This is a genomic window from Streptomyces sp. NPDC006134 (genome assembly GCF_040628835.1).
In the GTDB taxonomy this organism is placed as follows: domain Bacteria; phylum Actinomycetota; class Actinomycetes; order Streptomycetales; family Streptomycetaceae; genus Streptomyces.
In genome coordinates this window covers 36,726-53,243 of sequence record NZ_JBEXTV010000012.1, presented here as the reverse complement: position 1 = coordinate 53,243, position 16,518 = coordinate 36,726, and the positions used below count along the sequence as shown (strand labels likewise).

Below are 16,518 nucleotides of genomic sequence, written 5' to 3'. Positions count from 1 at the left end.
CCGACCGGTCGCGCACGAGCTGGGAGCTGAGCGCATGCGCAACGAAGCCGCCGGGCCGGAGATCCACTACTACCCGCGCCCCTACGGCCTCCAGGAGCGGCTGACGCTGAACACCGCGTCGACCGTCAAGTTCATCACCATCGATCCGGGGCAGCGGGTGAGACTGCACCGGCACGCGCAACGCGACGAGTGGTGGACCGTCCTGGACGGCCCGCTGGAGGTGCGGCTCGACGATCGGGCGTGGACGGCGGTCACCGGCGAACGCATCTGGATTCCGCGCGGCCTCGCCCACCGCGTCCACAACCCGGGCGATGTACCGCGCAGGTTCCTCGAACTGTCCCTCGGCTTCTTCGACGAAGAGGACATCGAACGCCTCGAGGACGACTACCGTCTGCTCCCCTCCACGGACCGCTGAGCCGTGCTTCCGCCCGCCACGGCACACAGCTCGTCGAGTCGCGCCAGTCCACTCAGCGCCGCGTCGGCCGGCACACCGAAGTCGATGAGGCACGCGATCTCGTCGACGCCCGCCTCCCGCACGCGCTCCACGACGGGAAGCACGTCCGAAACCGCGCCGAACAGGCCGTCCGAGGTGAGATAGCGCCGGTAGGCGGCGTCGACGGCCGCCGGAGCGAAGGTGGTCCTGGCCCACGCCCGGGCCCGCTCCTGTGCGGACGGCCGCCCCGCGGCGGTCCCCTCGCCCGCGGACGGCCCGGCCGAGCGCAGGTTCAGGTCCAGCGCGGACATCAGATAGCGCCGCAGCGGCTCACGCACGAGGCGCTCCACCGACTCGCGGTCCTCGCCGAGGCAGGTGTGCAGCATCAGGACGACGTGTCCGCGGCCGTCGCGCCCCGAACCCGCGTAGGCGCGCCGATAGGCCGCGACGTTCTCCGCCAGCGTCTCCATGCTCTGCGTGAGCAGGTTCGTCAGCACACCGGCGCCGACGCGCCCGGCGGTCTCGAACGTACCCGGGTTGCCGCTGCTGGTGAGCCACAGCGGAATCTCCGCCTGCACGGGCGGCGGGTAGATCCGGCACTCCGGTTCGGCGTCGAAGGGCTCGCCCCGCCAGAGCCGGCGAAGGGTCTCGACGGCGGCCACGGTGCGCTCCCGGCGGTCGGCGTACGCGTCCGGACCGAAGAGGAAGTCCCGGGGGTTCCAGCCGGAGGCGAGCGCCACGCCGGCCCGGCCGTGCGAGAGGTTGTCCACCACGGCCCACTCCTCGGCCACCCGCACCGGGTGGTGCAGCGGCAGCACCACACTGCCCGCCCGCACCTGCACCCGGGAGGTGACGGCCGCCACCGCCGCGGCCGTCACCGACGGGTTCGGGAACAGGCCGCCGAAGCGGTGGAAGTGCCGCTCGGGCGTCCAGACGGCGGTGAGCCCGTGCTCGTCTGCGAAGCGGGCGCCCTCCATCAGCAGGCGGTAGCGATCGCCCTCGGCTTCCCCGTCGTCGGCGAAATAGAACAGGCTGAAGTCCACGGTTCCCCCCGTCGGTCGTCTGACGCCAAGGCTCGGACAAACCGCACATAGTGTGCGACCGGTCGATCGGCACGTTAGCAATCGGCGAGGCCGGCGGACCAGCAGTGGCAAGGCGCCCCGGCGGACCCGAGTGCACAACTCCCTCCTGGTGCTACCGTCCGGCCAAGCTCGGGGCGGAGGATTGATGGAGAGCATCACGAAGAACCGGCAGTCCGTCGAGGCGCTTCGCACCATGGTCGCCCGCGCCTACGGCCCGGACGAGGTGTGCGACGCGGGCGAGGACTGGGTCGGTGAACTGACCGACGGCTGGTTCAACGTGGCCTACCGGATCCGGCTGCGCTCCGGCACGCACGTCGTCCTCAAGATCGCGCCGCCGCCGGATGTCGAGGTCATGACCTACGAGCGTGGAGCCATGGCCACCGAACTGGAGGCGCTGCGGCTGATCCGGGAGCACACGAAGGTTCCCGTGCCGGAGGTCGACTTCGCCGATCGGACCCATGAGGTGTGCGACGCCGACTACTTCTTCATGACGTACGTGGACGCGGACAACCTCAACGCCATCAGGGGCACCTTGACCGAGGCGGAGATCACCGCGTACGGCGAAGCGCTCGGCGCGGTCACCCGCGAACTCAACACCATCCCCGGCCCCGCCTTCGGCCCGCTGGCCGGGCCGGGCGACAGCACGTGGCGCGCGGCCTTCCTGCGGATGGTCGAGGAACTGCTGAAAGACGGCGAGCGGCGCGGCGTCGTCGTCCCCCGCGGCTACGACGTGATCCGCGAAGTCGTGGCCGCCCACGCCGACGCGCTGGACGAGGTGACCGAGCCCCGGTTCGTCGAGTGGGACCTGTGGCCCGGCAACTGCATGGTGCGCGACGGCCGGATCGTGGCGGTCCTCGACCACGAGCGGGCGTTCTACGGCGATCCGCTGATGGAGTTCGGCTTCGCCGGGAGCGAGTCGAGCGCCTTCGGGGACGCCACGGCTTTCATCCGCGGCTACGGCCACCGGCCGTTCACCACCGCCGAGCGGATCCGGCGGCGGCTGTACAACCTCCACCTCGCCCTGATCCAGGTCATCGAGACGGACTTCCGGGCGCACACCGACACCGAGCAGTACGACTGGGCGTGCAAGCGGCTGCGGGAGACCCTGGCGCTGCTCGGCGAACAAGCGGACTGACCCTCGGCACCCCCGCGCAGCCGGGTCTCCCCGCTACGGCCCGACGACCGCGGCCCGTACGCACAGCACGTCCGGCAGGTGCGCGGCCAGCTGCCGCCAGGTGTCGCCGTCGTCGGCCGACGCGTACAGCTCGCCGTTGCGGTTGCCGAAGTACACGCCGGCCGGGTCCGCGTCGTCGGTGCACAGCGCGTCGCGCAGCACCGGGCCGTAGTGGTCCTCCCGCGGCAGCCCCGCCGCGAGCGGCTCCCAGCTCCCGCCCGCGTCCGCCGTGCGGAAGACGCGGCACCGCCGGCCGGCCGGCACCCGGTCCGCGTCGGCGTTGACCGGGAAGACGTACGCCGTGTCGCCGCGGTGCGGATGGGCGGCCACGGCGAAGCCGAACGTGGAGGGCAGGCCCTCGCCGATGTCCGTCCAGTGCGCGCCCGCGTCGTCGCTGCGGTACACGCCCCAGTGGTTCTGCAGGTACAGCCGGTCCGGGGTCACCGCGTCCCGGGCGATCTTGTGCACGCACTGGCCGAACTCCGGGTTCGGGTCCGGCAGGAACACCGCGGAGACCCCGGAGTTGGACGGCGCCCAGCTCGCGCCGCCGTCGTCCGTGCGGAACACGCCCGCGGCCGAGACGGCGACCGTCACCGCCCGCGGGTCGCGCCGGTCGGTGAGCACGGTGTGCAGGCCCTCACCGCCGCCGCCCGGCATCCACCGCCCGCGCGTGGGGTGCTCCCACAGCGGGCGGACGAGCGCGAAGCTCTCCCCGCGGTCCTCCGAGCGGTACAGCGCGGCCGGTTCCGTGCCCGCGTACACCACGTCGGGCTCCGCGGCGGACGGGTGCAGCTGCCACACCCGCTCCAGCGAGGCCCCGGTGTCCTGGGGGAACCTGACGGCGGGCCGGGCCGGTTCGGTCCAGGTGCGGCCCAGGTCGTCGGAGTGGAACACCGACGGTCCCCAGTGCGCGCTGTCGCCGCCGGCCAGCAGCCGCGGGACGGCGCCGCGGGTGTCGATGGCGACCGAGTACACAGCCTGCGCGTTGAAATAGGGGCTCGCGTCGAACTCCCAGCCTGCGCCCCGCCTGCGCCCGATGAACAGGCCCTTGCGCGTGCCCACGGCGAGCAGTACCTCGGTCATGCCGATCACCTCCGCGGCGTCCCCGTCGACGCCTTCGTCCCGGACACCGGCCAGTCTGCACCCCGGCACTGACAGTCTCTTCCGGGAACGGCGTCCGCGCAGGTCGGGACGGTGTGGCACGGAGGGGCGGAGCCCGCGTGGACGCGGACTCCGCCCGGCGGCACACGACGGCCGTACGAGGTGCCGCGCGGGGCGCCCCGTACGGCCGCGCTCACCGCGCCGGGCTCACTTGTACGTGATGTCGGACGCCGTGTACTTGCAGTACGTGCCGTCGGGGCCGGAGCCGTTGGTGGTCGGCTCGTCGCCGTCGTCGTTGCCGATGTACTTCTGGCAGGGGACGATCTTCCGGTCGCTGTCGCCGACGATGGTGATGTTGCGCAGGGTCGCGCTGTCGCCGTAGTTGGTGTTGATGCCGACGAGCCGGCTGCCCTTCCAGGTCGCCTCGACGGTGTCGAGGTTGATCGTCCGCTTGTACTGCGAGGAGCAGTTGCCGCAGGAGCGGATGAAGGTGCCGAAGTTCTTCACGGCGAAGTTCGAGACGTTCAGCGTCCCGGCGCCGTTGAACTGGAACACCTTGTCGCTGGCTTCCTTGGCGCCGCCGCCGACGACGTTGTAGACGTTCGACGAGGAGGAGCCGCGGAACGTCGCCGCGTCCTCGCCGACATCCTCCCACCAGACGTTCTGCAGCGTGCAGCTGCCCTTGCAGTGGATGCCGTCGGCGGCGGGGGCGCCGAGGATGACGTTCTTCAGGACGGCACCGGGCTCCAGTTCCAGGAGCGGGCCCTGGTCCTCGTCCTGGCCGCCGGAACCGAGGTCCCCGGTGCCGTAGAGGCGCTTCATCCCGTAGTCCTTGGTGCCGGAGACCGAGATGGTGGAGGAGACCCCCTGGCTGCCGTTGGGGGTCGGCCAGGTGGCGGCCTGTGCCGAAGAGGCCCCGGTGGTCATGAGCATGCCAACCGAGAGGCCGAGGGTGGCCAGCGCGCCGGTCAGCGCACGCGCCCGTGGACGTGCTGCAGAAGTCATGTCCCGTTCCTTCTGTGGTGTGGGGTTGTGGGGGTCGCCGGACCCGGCCGGATGCCGGAGCACCCGGCGCCGGTGCCGGCGTCGAGCTTGGCGAACTCGGCGAGCGGGTGGGGCTCGTCGAGCTCGCGGAGCGGCCCTTCCAGTTGTTCAGACCATGTCCCGGGTCATGTATCTGAACAACGGGCAACATGATGTCCCGTGTGGGGAGTGGTGCGAGGGACGAGTCATGTCGCTGAACGGACCGTAGGGGGGAAGCGCTTTCTAGTCAACGCTTCGCGCAGTGCGTATCCGGCCGTCCTGGCCGGCACGGGGCGCCGCTCCGGCCCGGCGGCACGTGGCGGTCTCCCGCGCCGCCCCGCGCCGGCGGGCTTTCGGGGCCCGTACGCCGATGGCCCCGGGGAAACTCCCCGGGGCCATCGGCGTCAGTGGGTCACACGGAGCGGTGGTACTGGTCCGGCACGTGCACCTCGCCGCCCAGTTCGCGGGCCGCGTGGCGCGCCCAGGAGGGGTTGCGCAGCAGTTCGCGGCCCAGCAGCACCGCGTCGGCCTCGCCGTTGGCGAGGATCTTCTCGGCCTGCTCGGTCTCGGTGATGAGGCCGACGGCGGCGACCGGCAGCGTGGTCTCGGACTTCACGCGCGCGGCGAACGGCACCTGGTAGCCGGGGCCGGTCGGGATGCGGACGCCGGAGGCGTTGCCGCCGGTGGAGACGTCGAGCAGGTCGACGCCGTGGTCCTGCAGGTCGCGGGCGAAGCGGACGGTGTCGTCCGGCGTCCAGCCGCCCTCCTGGAGCCAGTCGGTCGCCGAGATGCGGAAGAACAGCGGCTTGTCCTCGGGCCACACCGCCCGCACGGCGTCGACGACCTCGAGGGCGAAGCGGGTGCGGTTCTCGTACGAGCCGCCGTAGGCGTCGGTGCGGTGGTTGGAGTGCGGCGAGAGGAACTCGTTGATCAGGTAGCCGTGGGCGCCGTGGAGCTCGACGATCTCGAAACCGGCGGCGAGGGCGCGGCGGGCCGCGTCGGCGAACTGCTCCACGATCTCCTGGATCCGCGCGACCGGCAGCTCGTCCGGCACGGGGTGCGCCTCGTCGAAGGCGAGCGCGCTGGGCGCCACCGGCTGCCAGCCGAGCGCGTCCGGGCCGAGCGGGGCGCCGCCCTTCCAGGGCTGGTCGGTCGATGCCTTGCGTCCCGCGTGGGCCAGCTGGATGGCGGGAACGGTGTTCTGCGTCCGGAGGAAGTCCGTGATCCGGCGGAACGCCTCGACCTGGGTGTCGTTCCACAGGCCCAGGTCGTAGGGGGAGATGCGGCCCTCGGGCGAGATGCCGGTGGCCTCGACGATGATCAGGCCGGTGCCGCCGGCCGCGCGGGCCGCGTAGTGCGCGAAGTGCCAGTCGCCGGGGACGCCGGCCGCCGGGCCCTGCGGCTCGGCCGAGTACTGGCACATCGGCGGCATCCACACCCGGTTCGGGATGGTCACGTCGCGCAGGGTCAGGGGCTGGAAGAGGGCGCTCACGGCGGATTGCTCCATTCGTCGCGGTACCGATGAACGCTTCGTACGATAGCTCTCGTAGTACGGTGGATGTCAAACTACGATGCCTCTCGTACAATGAGGGCCCTCGGGAACCCCTCCTGGACGGTGGGAGACCCCTCCCGGACGAACTGGAGCCGCCGTGACCGCCGCCCCCGCCCCCAGCAGCCGCGACCTGCCGCACCCGGCCCGTGAGGAGATCCGGCTGGAGGGCGTGCTGCACGCGCTCGCCGACCCCATGCGGCTGCGTATCGTGCGCGAGCTCGCCGCCGACGGCGACGAGCTCTCCTGCTCGCGGTTCGACCTGCCGGTCACCAAGTCCACCACCACCCACCATTTCCGGGTGCTGCGCGAGAGCGGGGTGATCCGGCAGACGTACCGGGGTACGGCCAAGATGAACGGTCTGCGCAGGGACGACCTAGACGATCTTTTCCCCGGTCTGCTCGACGCCCTCCTGGCCGCTGCCGCCCGTCAGGCCGACCGGCTCGGCACCGGCTGAACGGGCCCGCGCCGGCAGGTGGTTGAAGAGCAGGTTCAGCGCGATCGCGGTCAGGCAGCCGGCGCTGATGCCGCTGTGCATCACCGTCTGGAACCAGTCCGGGAACCGGTCGTAGACCGCCGGCACGCCCACCGGCAGCAGCCCCACCGCCACCGAGACGGCCACCACGGTCGGGTTGTGGCCGTCCGTGACGCCGGCCCGCGCGAGCGTGCGCAGCCCGCTCGCGGCCACCGTCCCGAACATCACCAGGCCCGCGCCGCCCAGCACCGGCGCGGGGATCGCCGCCACCACCGCGCCCAGCTTGGGCAGCAGCCCCAGCAGCACCAGCATCCCGCCCGCCGCGGCGACCACCCAGCGGCTGCGCACCCGGGTCATGCCGACCAGCCCCACGTTCTGCGCGTACGCCGTGTACGGGAACGTGTTGAAGACACCGCCGAGGACGGTCGACAGACCGTCGGCGCGCAGCCCGTCCGCCAGGGACCGCGGCCGCACCTTCCGGTCCGTCATCTCGCCGACCGCGATGAAGTCGCCCGTCGTCTCGGTCATGCACACCAGTGCCACCACCAGCATCGACACCACCGCCGGCGCCTCGAAGACGGGCGCGCCGAAGTGGAACGGGGTGCTGATCCCCACCCAGCCGGCGTCCGCGACGGCGCCGAAGTCCGTGAAACCGGACGGCACCGCGACCGCCAGCCCGGCGGCGATGCCGACGAGCACCGCGATCCGGCTCAGGAACGCCGGCGCGAACCGCTGCACGGCCACCACCACCGCCAGTACGAACGCGGCGAGCGCCAGGTTCTCCGGCTCCCCGAAGTCCTCGGCCCCCGAGCCGCCCGCGGCCCAGTTGCCCGCCACCGGCAGCAGCGAGACACCGATGATCAGGATGACCGTGCCCGTGACCAGCGGCGGGAAGAAGCGCAGCAGCCTGCCGAAGACCGGCGCCAGCAGCATGATCGCGAGTCCGGCGACGATCACCGCCCCGTAGATCGCGGGCAGTCCGCCGCCCGTCGTCCCGATGAGCACCATCGGCGACACGGCCGCGAACGTACAGCCCTGCATGATCGGCAGCCGCACGCCGAAGCGCCAGAAACCGACGCACTGGACGAGCGTGGCGATGCCGCACACCAGCAGGTCCGCGGTGATCAGGTACGCCAGGTCGGCGGGCGGCAGCTTCATCGCCCCGCCCACGATCAGCGGGACGGCCACCGCGCCCGCGTACATCGCCAGCACGTGCTGGAGGCCGAAGGCGGCCAGCTGCCGTACGGGAGGGACCTCGTCGACGGGATGCGCGGGAGGTGTGGGGCGCGGGGCGTGCGCGGGCGCGGTCGGGGCCATGGGCGCTCCTGGGCTGCGGGCGGGAAAAACATTCGAACAGCCGGAGACCGTAGGCCCGTTGAACGGTTTGTTGATTTCCGTGGTGTTGCCGCTGTGTGTCGGCCCGGCGGGGCGGCTTCGCGCCTACGGTGCCGCCGTTCGTGCCGCCGCCAGCAGCGACTCCCAGTCCGGCAGCTTGACCACGCTCCGCCCCAGCGAGGCGCCGAGCTCCGCCTCGGCCCGCTCGATGGCCCGCCACCCGGCCCACCCGACCGGCTCGATCCCCGCCGCCCGCAGCAGCGGCAGCGGATCCGCGGGCACGTCCCTGCCGGACACGAGCACGGGGACGTCCGCGAGCAGCGACGTCACCGTCTCCTTCGCGCACGGGCGGTTGGTGCCGATGACGCCCGTCGGGCCCCGCTTGATCCAGCCGGCCACGTACTCGCCGGGCGCGACGGCGCCCGCCCGCAGGACCCGCCCCGCCAGGTGCGGCACCGTGCCGTGCGCCGCGTCGAACGGCAGCCCCTCTAGGGGCACCCCGCGATAGCCCACCGACCGCAGCACCAGCTGCGCCTCGACGTCCTCGTACCGGCCGGTGCCCGTCACGCCGCCGTGCCCGTCCGGCGCCGTCCGCTCGAAGCGTACGGCGCCCACGCGGCCCGCCGCGCCGGCGAGCAGGGCGACGGGACGCAGGAAGAAGCGCAGCCCGATCCGGCGGGCGCCGCCGGACGCGGGCGCCTCGGCCCAGGCGCGCAGGACCTCCACGTTGCGGCGCTGCGTGCCGGGCAGCCCCGTGGGGTCGGCGTACGCCGGGTCCAGCGCCAGTTCCGCCGGGTCCACGACGACGTCGGTGTCCGGCAGGGCGCCCAGTTCGCGCAGTTCCTTGGTGGTGAAGCGGGCCTGCGAGGGGCCGCGCCGGCCCACCATGCGGATGTCGGCCACCCGGCCGGCGGACAGCGCGGTGAGCGCCGCCTGCGGCATGTCGGTGCCGCTCAGCTCGGCCGGGCCGCGGGCCAGCATCCGGGTGACGTCCACGGCGACGTTGCCGACGCCGATGACGACCGCCGACCGCACGTGGCGCAGGAAGCCGTCGCCGGCGGGGACGCCTCCCCGCCCCGGCGGAGCCGAGAGCTCGGGGGCGTCCGGATGGGCGCTGTACCAGGAGACGAACTCGGTCGCCGACCAGCTGCCCGGCAGGTCCTCCCCGGGAATCCCGAGGCGCCGGTCGGTCGCGGCACCGACGCAGTACACCACCGCGTGGTACAGCTCCCGCAACCGGGCGGCCGGCACGCCCCGGGACCCCACCTCCACGCCGCCGAGGAAGCGCACCCGGTCGTGCTCCAGCACCGCGCGCAGCGTGTTCTGCAGCGACTTGATCTTCTCGTGGTCCGGGGCCACGCCGTACCGCACCAGCCCGTACGGGCACGGCAGGCGGTCCAGGACGTCGACGTACGCCTCACGCTCCTGCTGGACGAGGCTCTGGGCGACGTAGCACCCGCTCGGGCCCGAGCCCACGACGGCGACACGCAGCACGGCGGCCTCCTTACCCGGGGACCTCCGGGGGACCGTGGACCATGCATCGCGGAGCGTGCGTCCCGGCTTCCGGCTCCCGGCTCCTCGGGAGATCGCTGGTGGTTTCCAGCATCGCACCGCCGGCCTGAGCTGTCAGGGTGTTGTGCGCGGCGGGAGGCGCGTGTCCGTCCGTACGGATGTGATGATGCGGTTACGTTGCGTGTGTGTTTGAAGCATCCTGTCTTCATCATGACGCCCTCCACCTCTCCGGCCGCTCCCCGGCGGACGGCACGGTGTCCGTGCGGCGGGCCTGGACGGTACGGCAGGGCTCCGGCGCGGTGACCTGGTTCGAGGTCCGGCTCGCCTTCGCCGACGGCGCCCGGGTCGAGGCGCTGGCCGCGGTGTCCGAGGGCGGCGTCTGCCTGGAGGACGTCCGGGGCCGGCCGGGGCTGTCCCTGGACGACCTGGCGGTGCTCGCCGAGTGGCTGGAGGGGCCGCTGGCCGAGGCGTGCGTGCCGTCCCCGGCGCCCGGCGCGCCCGCCGCCCGGCGCGCCCGCCCGGAGTGGCCGCGGGGCAGGGAGGGGCGGCGGCTCGTCGCCCGGGAGTACCGCGCCGCGCAGGAGCGGGGCGCCGACCCCGTCCTCGCGGTGATGCGCGCGACCGGTCACAGCCGCCGCGCGTCGCTCCGCCTGATCGGCCAGGCCCGTGACGAGGGCTTCCTGACCCCGCGCCGGGCGCGGCGCTGAGCGGCGCCCCGGTCCGCGTGTCCGGTCCTACCGGTCCGTGTGCCGGTCCACGCACCGGCCCGCGTACCGGTTCGCGCACCGGTCCGTCCCGCGAGGTCAGAGCATCGTGCGCATCCGTGTGATCTCGCTCGTCTGCTGGGCGACCACGTCGTCGGCCATCTCCTCGATCTGCACGTTGTTGCCCTGCGCCTTCACGTCCGTCGCCATGGTGATCGCGCCCTCGTGATGGGTGATCATCAGCGTGAGGAAGAGCTGGTCGAACGCCTCGCCCCGAGCCTCCCGGAGTTTCTTCAGCTGGGCCTCGGTCGCCATCCCGGGCATCGTGGCGTGGTCGTGGCCGTGCGCTCCGCCCGTCTCCTTCTCGCCGTGCTTCTTCAGCCAGCCCCGCATGGCCGTGATCTCCGGTCCCTGGGCGGCGGCGATCCGCTCCGCGAGCCGCTTGAGCTGCGCGGAACCGGCGCGCTGGGGGGCGAGTTCCGTCATCTCCAGGGCCTGGGAATGGTGCCGGACCATCATCTGCGCGTAGGCGACGTCCGCCGAGTTGGGCGAGTCGTCGTCGGCGCGGTGCCGTTCGGCGTCCTCGGCGGACAGGGTTTGGTTGGCCTCGCCCGGCATGCCCGGCGCGATCACCGAAGGCCCGTCCGCGGTGGCGGACTTCGCCTCCGGGCCGGAATCGCAGGCTCCGAGCCCGAGCACGGCCAGGGCGGCCAGCGAGGCCGTGACGAGCGAGGTGCGCGACGCGGGGCGGAAGAGCACGACGACCTCCTGTGACAGGCGGGTGGGAGCAGGACGGACGGCACCTCGTGAGTGCCCTCGTGTGTGCATGACCGTCCTAGCACGCTTCCGTGTGTCACTGATCAAAAAACTGCATTACGTGCACGCTACCCCCTGTTGGTATGTGCATGGCGAGACGATACTGCCGGAGTGCGTGAACCGTTCCCATACGAACGGACGTAGGGAGAAAGCAGTGATCCTGTTGCACGACCCCCGAACCCGGCGCAGACGCCTGGGTGTTGCGGCCGTCGCCGCCGGACTTCTGTCCGCGCTGCTCACGGCCGGCCCGGCCGCCGCGACCCCCGACCCCGGGGACGCCCCGGCCAAGCCCAAGGAGGTGTCGAAGAGCGCCCGGGCCGAGGCCCGTGAGGCCATCGCGAACGGCGAGATACCCGGCCGGGACGAGATCGTCCACTCGGCCAACATCGAACATCTGGCGAACATCCCCAAGGACGCCCTGCGGGGCACCAACTCGGACCTCGCCTTCCAGGGGAAGTACGCCTTCGCCGGCAACTACGACGGCTTCCGCATCTTCGACATCAGCAACCCCAAGTCCCCGAAGACGGTCGCCCAGGTCCTGTGCCCGGGCTCGCAGAACGACGTCTCCGTCTCCGGCGACCTGCTGTTCCTGTCGACCGACTCCTCGCGCAGCGACAGCAGTTGCAACAGCACCACGCAGCCCGCGACCGAGAAGTCCTCCTGGGAGGGCATGAAGGTCTTCGACATCAGCGACAAGCGGAACCCGAAGTACGTCGCCGCCGTCGAGACCGCCTGCGGCTCGCACACCCACACGCTGGTGCCCGAGCGCCGCGACGTCTACATCTACGTCTCCTCGTACGCGCCGAACGCGTCGTACCCCGACTGCCTGCCGCCGCACGACGGCATCTCGGTCATCAAGGTGCCGCGCAGCGCCCCCGAGAAGGCGGCGGTCGTCAGCTTCCCCGTGCTCTTCCCGGGTGAGGGGCCGGACGGCGGCGGCAACCCGGGCGCGCCCACCAACCCCGGCGTCTCCAAGACCACCGGCTGCCACGACCTCACGGTGCTGCCCTCGAAGGACCTGGCCGCGGGCGCCTGCATGGGCGACGGCATCCTGTTCTCCATCAAGGACCCCGAGCGCCCGAAGGTGATCGACCGGGTCCAGGACAACGTGAACTTCTCGTTCTGGCACTCGGCGACCTTCAACCAGCACGCGGACAAGGTCGTGTTCACCGACGAGCTGGGCGGCGGCGGCGCGGCCACCTGCAACGCGGAGATCGGCCCGAACCGCGGCGCGGACGGCATCTACGACATCGTCGGCAAGGGCGACAAGCGCAAGCTCGTCTTCCGCAGCTACTTCAAGATCCCGCGGCACCAGGCGGACACCGAGAACTGCGTGGCCCACAACGGCTCGCTGATCCCGGTCAAGGGCAAGGACCTCATGGTCCAGGCCTGGTACCAGGGCGGCGTCTCCGTCTGGGACTTCACCGACTCCACCCGCCCGAAGGAGATCGCCTACTTCGAGCGCGGCCCGCTGTCCACCGACAACCTGGTCGGCGGCGGTTCCTGGTCGGCGTACTACTACAACGGGTACATCTACTCGAACGACATGGCCAAGGGCTTCGACGTCCTGAAGCTCGACGACCGGCGCACCGACCCGGCCAAGCGGATCCATCTGCGCGAACTGAACGTCCAGACGCAGCCGGACTACTTCGGCTGACCGGGCGGCCGGCACGCCGGTGCCGAGCCGGTCGCGAAGAACCGCGACAGATCCGCCTCACACGTCCCGCCGGGCACTTGAGCGTCCGGCGGGACACCCATCTCCCAGTCGAGCCGGTAACGCTTGAACAACTCGGCCCGCAGCACCGGTACCGGCATCGGCGCGCCCGGCACCAGCGCGGCGTACACCGCCCCCATCAGCAGCGCGCGCAGCATCGGGTAGTCGCTGTCGACGTCCCGGGAGCCGTGCCGGGCGACGGTGTCCCGCAGCAGTTCGGCCAGGCGCCGCTGCTCCGGGCACGGCACGAAACCCTCGGCCTGCAGCAGGCCGGCCATGTGCTGGCGCATCAGCACCGGCCGGTCGCGGGCCAGGCCCAGGATCGCGTCGATGGCCCGCGCCATCCGCTCCCGCCCGTCCCCGGTGGGCGGTTCGCGCTCCAGCGCCTCCTCCAGCGTGCGGTGCATCAGCCGGTGCACGGCGGACTGGACGAGCTGGCGCTTGCCGGGGAAGTAGTACGACACCAGCCCGCGCGCGGAGCCCGCCCGGTCGGCGATGTCGCCGAGCGTCGTCGCCTCGTAGCCGCGCTCGCCGACCAGCTCCACCGCGGCCTGCAGGAGCCGTTCCTTCGAACGCCGCCGCAACTCTTCGTTGACCGAGGCGCTGCGCGGGGACATTCTGAAAACTCCTCGTTGACTGGCTGCCAGCCAACTATACTCAACACATCCGGCCGGGCCCCTGGCGGCTCCGGCCGCAGTCGCCGTCCGCCTCGGGCGACGCGGGGGATCGCCCGAGGCGGAACGGCCGGCCTGTGACGGCCCTTCCCTCTTGAGTCTTTCTTGAGTCTTTGACTTTGCGCCTTGCCCCTTCCGTCCTGCGGCGCTCTCTTCTTCCCTCCCTTCCCTCCCTTCTCTTCCCCCTCTTGTCTGCCGCTGTTTCCCGGTTCCGGGGCCAAAGCCCCGGGGCGTGTGGGCGCCCTCTCTCGCTGTATCGTGTAGCGGAAAAGTGATGCCGTTATGCGGAAAGAGTGTGTGGGGGTGTGAGCGGGACGTGCGACGGTCGGATGGCGCCGGGGGCCGGCGTCCGCGACGGGTACCGGGTTTCGGGCCGCAGGTGCTGTGCGGCCCGGCTCAGGTGATGTTCCTGGCCAACCCGTGGACAGGCGCCGTCTTCTGCCTGGCGCTGTGCACGGCCGACTGGCGGTACGGCGCATACGGGCTGGGGGGCGCCGCCCTGGGCACCGGTACCGCACGCCTGCTGGGCGTGGCCCGTGACCGGGTGGAAACGGGACTGGAGGGCTTCAACTCCTGCCTCGTCGCTCTGTGCTTCGCGGTTCTCCTGGGCGCGGACCGGCTCTCCACGGTCCTGCTCGCCGCCGCGGGCTGTGTCGTGGTCACGGTCGTCACGGCGGCGGTGGTCCGGCTGCTGGGCGTGTGGGATCTGCCCTCGCTGACCCTGCCGTACTGCCTGCTGGCGGGCGCGGTGACGGTCGCCGCGCCCGGCTTCCGGCGGATCTGGCCGCACGGCCACAGCCTCGCCGCGCTGCCCCGCGCCGTCTCCGGTCCCACCGCCCTGCGCCCGGGCGACGTGGGAGGGGCGTTCTTCCGCAACGTGTCCCAGGTCTTCTTCCAGGACCGGTGGTACGTGGGGGCACTGCTGCTCGCGGGCGTCTTCCTGGCGAGCCGGGTGGCGGGGCTGGTGGCCTGCTGCGGCAGCGTGACAGGCATCCTGACCGCCTGGGCGCTCGGTGCGCCGGCCGCACGGATCGCCGACGGCACGATGGGCTACAACGCGGTGCTCGTGGCGCTCGCGCTGTGCGGGGTGTTCCTGGAGGCGACCCCGGCGACGCTGCTGTACGCGCTGCTCGGCGCGGCGACCGCGACCGCCCTGACACCGGCGGTCGCCGCTCTGCTCGCCCCGTCCGGCGGCCACGCGTTCACCTGGCCGTTCGTTCTGACGACGTTCGGCTTCCTGGCCGCCGTCCGCTCCTTCCCGCGTCTGACCGGACGGGGCCCCGGCCCGGGCGAGGCCGCCCCGCCGTGGCAGGTCACCGCGCCGACGCCCTCCGTGTAGGGTCCGCCGGGACCGGCTACCGCGCCGGGGACGACGGGCGGGGAGCCGGCAGGTCACCCCGCCCGTGCCGGTGCGCCGCGATCGCGACCGCCACCACCAGGGCGCCCAGCAGCCAGCCGCCGACGACGTCGGAGGTCCAGTGGACGCCCAGCCACACCCGGGTCAGCCCGACGCCGGCCACGGAGACCACGGCCACGGCCAGCGCGGCCAGGCGCAGGGCGCGGGCGGCGCCGTGGCGGTGGAGCAGCCACAGCAGCAGACCGCACACGACCGTCGCCGTCATGGCGTGGCCCGAGGGGAAGGCGGCGTAGTGGGCGCTGTCCACGGGGTCGGGCCAGACCGGCCGGGGGCGGCCCACCGCGGCCTTCAGCGCCTGCTGCAGCAGGGTGCCCAGCGCGCACGTCACCGCCAGCCAGCCGGCGGTCCACCAGGCCGCGCACCGCCACCCGAGCCACAGGACGGCCGCCGCGCACAGCAGCCGCATCGTCCACGGGTCCCAGACCCAGTCCGTCAGGATGCGGAAGACCTGGGTGACGCCGTCCTCCGCGACCGCCCAGCGGTGGGTGGTGCGGGCGATGCCGCCGTCCAGGGCGAGCAGGGGGTGCCACTCGGCCGCGACGAGGAGGAGCAGCAGCACGGAGCACGCCGCGAGGATCCAGGCGGCACGGACGGCGGTACGGGTCCGGGGCGGGCGGGGCGGGGAGCCGACGGGCGAGGTCTGCATGGAGCGATCCTCGCCGACCGGCGGGCCCGCACACCACTCCCGTGGGCAGCGAGCCGCGCGGGGCGGGCCCGGCGGCCCGGACACCCCGGTGCCTGCGGCCCCGGTACGAACGCCGTCAGTACCGGCGGTACCGGCACCAGGGCCGCCGTCACCGCCGCCCCGAGGCCGGCTGTGCCCAGGACGTGGGCCAGCGCTGTGCCGTCACAGCGTCAGCAGCATGGCCAGCATCGCGATCCCCATGGAAAGCCGGCACGCCCGCGCCAGCTCCGGCCGGTCGGCCCACCCGGCAGCCGTTTCGGCGGCCGTGACGGCGGCGGCCGGCACCAGGCGGACGCCGGTCAGCAGCACGTACCCGGCGAAGTAGAGCAGCAGCGCTCCGGTCAGCGGCGGCACGCCGGAGCCGCCGTGCCCGTGCGCGTGGCCGGGGGAGCCGGCCATCACGAGGGCCATGTAGACCATCGCGCCCGCGCCCACCAGGTGGTGCAGATGGTACGGGCTGCCCCGGGCCGCCCACAGCGCGTGCAGCCCGGCCGCACCGAACACGGCCGCGTGGACGGCCCAGGCCCACGGGGGAGGGGTGAACACCGCGGGCGGCACGGCCATCGCGGCCATGCCGAAGCCCATGACCGCCTCGCCGCCCGCGGCGCGGCGGTCGCGGGCCTCGGCGCTGCCGCGCATCCGCAGCAGGCAGTAGGCGCCGGCCGCCGCGCACAGCGCTACCAGCAGCCAGCCGGACGACGCCGGTCCGTGCACGCGCACCTCCCGCTCGCCGTTCGGCCGGCCGCCGTCCGCCCGGCGGCCGGCCCTCGGGTACCGGTCCTCGAAGACCGCTCGTCGAAGGCTGACGTCGAAGGCCGTCTTCG

The 16,518-nt window shown here is 72.8% G+C and carries 16 protein-coding genes; 6 read left to right on the top strand and 10 right to left on the bottom strand.

The features are described 5' to 3' along the window. The first annotated feature begins 34 nt into the window (after positions 1-34). Positions 35-415, top strand: a complete 381-nt coding sequence (locus ABZ340_RS10460) for a phosphomannose isomerase type II C-terminal cupin domain (RefSeq protein WP_358781350.1) — start codon at positions 35-37, stop codon at positions 413-415. Here ABZ340_RS10460 and ABZ340_RS10455 read toward each other — a convergent pair. Continuing rightward, entirely contained in the window at positions 385-1,476 is a 1,092-nt protein-coding gene (locus tag ABZ340_RS10455) for a MupA/Atu3671 family FMN-dependent luciferase-like monooxygenase (RefSeq protein ID WP_358781349.1), read from the bottom strand. The genes ABZ340_RS10460 and ABZ340_RS10455 overlap by 31 nt on opposite strands. 184 nt (positions 1,477-1,660) lie before the next feature. Here ABZ340_RS10455 and ABZ340_RS10450 point away from each other — a divergent pair, with 184 nt between their 5' ends. Further along, positions 1,661-2,650, top strand: coding sequence for an aminoglycoside phosphotransferase family protein (locus ABZ340_RS10450; protein ID WP_358781348.1), 990 nt, complete (start codon positions 1,661-1,663; stop codon positions 2,648-2,650). Positions 2,651-2,683: 33 nt separating this feature from the next. Here ABZ340_RS10450 and ABZ340_RS10445 read toward each other — a convergent pair whose 3' ends face one another. From ABZ340_RS10445 to ABZ340_RS10435, 3 genes are all read right to left on the bottom strand, one after another. Next, positions 2,684-3,841, bottom strand: a complete 1,158-nt coding sequence (locus ABZ340_RS10445; protein WP_358781347.1) for an exo-alpha-sialidase — start codon at positions 3,839-3,841, stop codon at positions 2,684-2,686. A gap of 156 nt (positions 3,842-3,997) precedes the next feature. Continuing rightward, entirely contained in the window at positions 3,998-4,795 is a 798-nt protein-coding gene (locus tag ABZ340_RS10440) for a pectate lyase (RefSeq protein ID WP_358781346.1), read from the bottom strand. Positions 4,796-5,225: 430 nt separating this feature from the next. Further along, complete coding sequence (locus ABZ340_RS10435; protein WP_358781345.1) at positions 5,226-6,305, bottom strand: NADH:flavin oxidoreductase/NADH oxidase; 1,080 nt, start codon at positions 6,303-6,305, stop codon at positions 5,226-5,228. A gap of 157 nt (positions 6,306-6,462) precedes the next feature. Here ABZ340_RS10435 and ABZ340_RS10430 point away from each other — a divergent pair, with 157 nt between their 5' ends. After that, positions 6,463-6,819 carry a helix-turn-helix domain-containing protein gene (locus tag ABZ340_RS10430; protein ID WP_358781344.1) on the top strand — a complete coding sequence of 119 codons (357 nt, stop codon included), beginning with the start codon at positions 6,463-6,465 and terminating at the stop codon, positions 6,817-6,819. Here the strand turns inward: ABZ340_RS10430 and ABZ340_RS10425 are convergent. Together ABZ340_RS10425 and ABZ340_RS10420 are read right to left on the bottom strand one after the other, a co-directional pair. Continuing rightward, the gene (locus ABZ340_RS10425; protein ID WP_358781343.1) at positions 6,739-8,154 is read right to left on the bottom strand and encodes a nucleobase:cation symporter-2 family protein; all 1,416 of its coding nucleotides are present in this window, start codon (positions 8,152-8,154) and stop codon (positions 6,739-6,741) included. The genes ABZ340_RS10430 and ABZ340_RS10425 overlap by 81 nt on opposite strands. A 123-nt stretch (positions 8,155-8,277) precedes the next feature. Next, on the bottom strand, positions 8,278-9,666 hold the full coding sequence (locus ABZ340_RS10420) for an FAD-dependent oxidoreductase (RefSeq protein ID WP_358781342.1): 1,389 nt from the start codon (positions 9,664-9,666) through the stop codon (positions 8,278-8,280). 272 nt (positions 9,667-9,938) lie between these two features. On the opposite strand from ABZ340_RS10420, the gene ABZ340_RS10415 reads away from it, so the two are divergent. Beyond that, positions 9,939-10,391 (top strand): DUF6214 family protein, encoded by a 453-nt coding sequence (locus ABZ340_RS10415; protein ID WP_358781425.1) that lies wholly within the window; start codon positions 9,939-9,941, stop codon positions 10,389-10,391. A 96-nt stretch (positions 10,392-10,487) separates the two neighbouring features. Here ABZ340_RS10415 and ABZ340_RS10410 read toward each other — a convergent pair whose 3' ends face one another. Continuing rightward, a complete protein-coding gene (locus tag ABZ340_RS10410) occupies positions 10,488-11,147 on the bottom strand; it encodes a DUF305 domain-containing protein (RefSeq protein WP_358781341.1) in 660 nt (219 codons plus the stop codon). 211 nt (positions 11,148-11,358) lie between these two features. Here ABZ340_RS10410 and ABZ340_RS10405 point away from each other — a divergent pair, with 211 nt between their 5' ends. Further along, positions 11,359-12,861, top strand: coding sequence for a hypothetical protein (locus tag ABZ340_RS10405; RefSeq protein WP_358781340.1), 1,503 nt, complete (start codon positions 11,359-11,361; stop codon positions 12,859-12,861). On the opposite strand, the gene ABZ340_RS10400 is transcribed toward ABZ340_RS10405, so the two are convergent. After that, positions 12,849-13,535 (bottom strand): helix-turn-helix domain-containing protein, encoded by a 687-nt coding sequence (locus ABZ340_RS10400; RefSeq protein WP_358781339.1) that lies wholly within the window; start codon positions 13,533-13,535, stop codon positions 12,849-12,851. The genes ABZ340_RS10405 and ABZ340_RS10400 overlap by 13 nt on opposite strands. A 352-nt stretch (positions 13,536-13,887) precedes the next feature. On the opposite strand from ABZ340_RS10400, the gene ABZ340_RS10395 reads away from it, so the two are divergent. Next, complete coding sequence (locus ABZ340_RS10395; protein WP_358781424.1) at positions 13,888-14,931, top strand: urea transporter; 1,044 nt, start codon at positions 13,888-13,890, stop codon at positions 14,929-14,931. Positions 14,932-14,947: 16 nt separating this feature from the next. On the opposite strand, the gene ABZ340_RS10390 is transcribed toward ABZ340_RS10395, so the two are convergent. After that, positions 14,948-15,655: a phosphatase PAP2 family protein gene (locus ABZ340_RS10390; protein WP_358781338.1), complete on the bottom strand. Its 708-nt coding sequence runs from the start codon at positions 15,653-15,655 to the stop codon at positions 14,948-14,950. A gap of 201 nt (positions 15,656-15,856) precedes the next feature. Beyond that, positions 15,857-16,408 (bottom strand): DUF5134 domain-containing protein, encoded by a 552-nt coding sequence (locus ABZ340_RS10385; RefSeq protein WP_358781337.1) that lies wholly within the window; start codon positions 16,406-16,408, stop codon positions 15,857-15,859. Positions 16,409-16,518 lie beyond the last annotated feature (110 nt).

Excerpts from the sequence above, each read along its gene's own strand:
- ABZ340_RS10440 (WP_358781346.1), bottom strand. The coding sequence starts at position 4,795 with ATGACTTCTGCAGCACGTCCACGGGCGCGTGCGCTGACCGGCGCGCTG.
- ABZ340_RS10390 (WP_358781338.1), bottom strand. The coding sequence starts at position 15,655 with ATGCAGACCTCGCCCGTCGGCTCCCCGCCCCGCCCGCCCCGGACCCGT.
- ABZ340_RS10460 (WP_358781350.1), top strand. The coding sequence starts at position 35 with ATGCGCAACGAAGCCGCCGGGCCGGAGATCCACTACTACCCGCGCCCC.
- ABZ340_RS10400 (WP_358781339.1), bottom strand. The coding sequence starts at position 13,535 with ATGTCCCCGCGCAGCGCCTCGGTCAACGAAGAGTTGCGGCGGCGTTCG.
- ABZ340_RS10450 (WP_358781348.1), top strand. The coding sequence starts at position 1,661 with ATGGAGAGCATCACGAAGAACCGGCAGTCCGTCGAGGCGCTTCGCACC.
- ABZ340_RS10425 (WP_358781343.1), bottom strand. The coding sequence starts at position 8,154 with ATGGCCCCGACCGCGCCCGCGCACGCCCCGCGCCCCACACCTCCCGCG.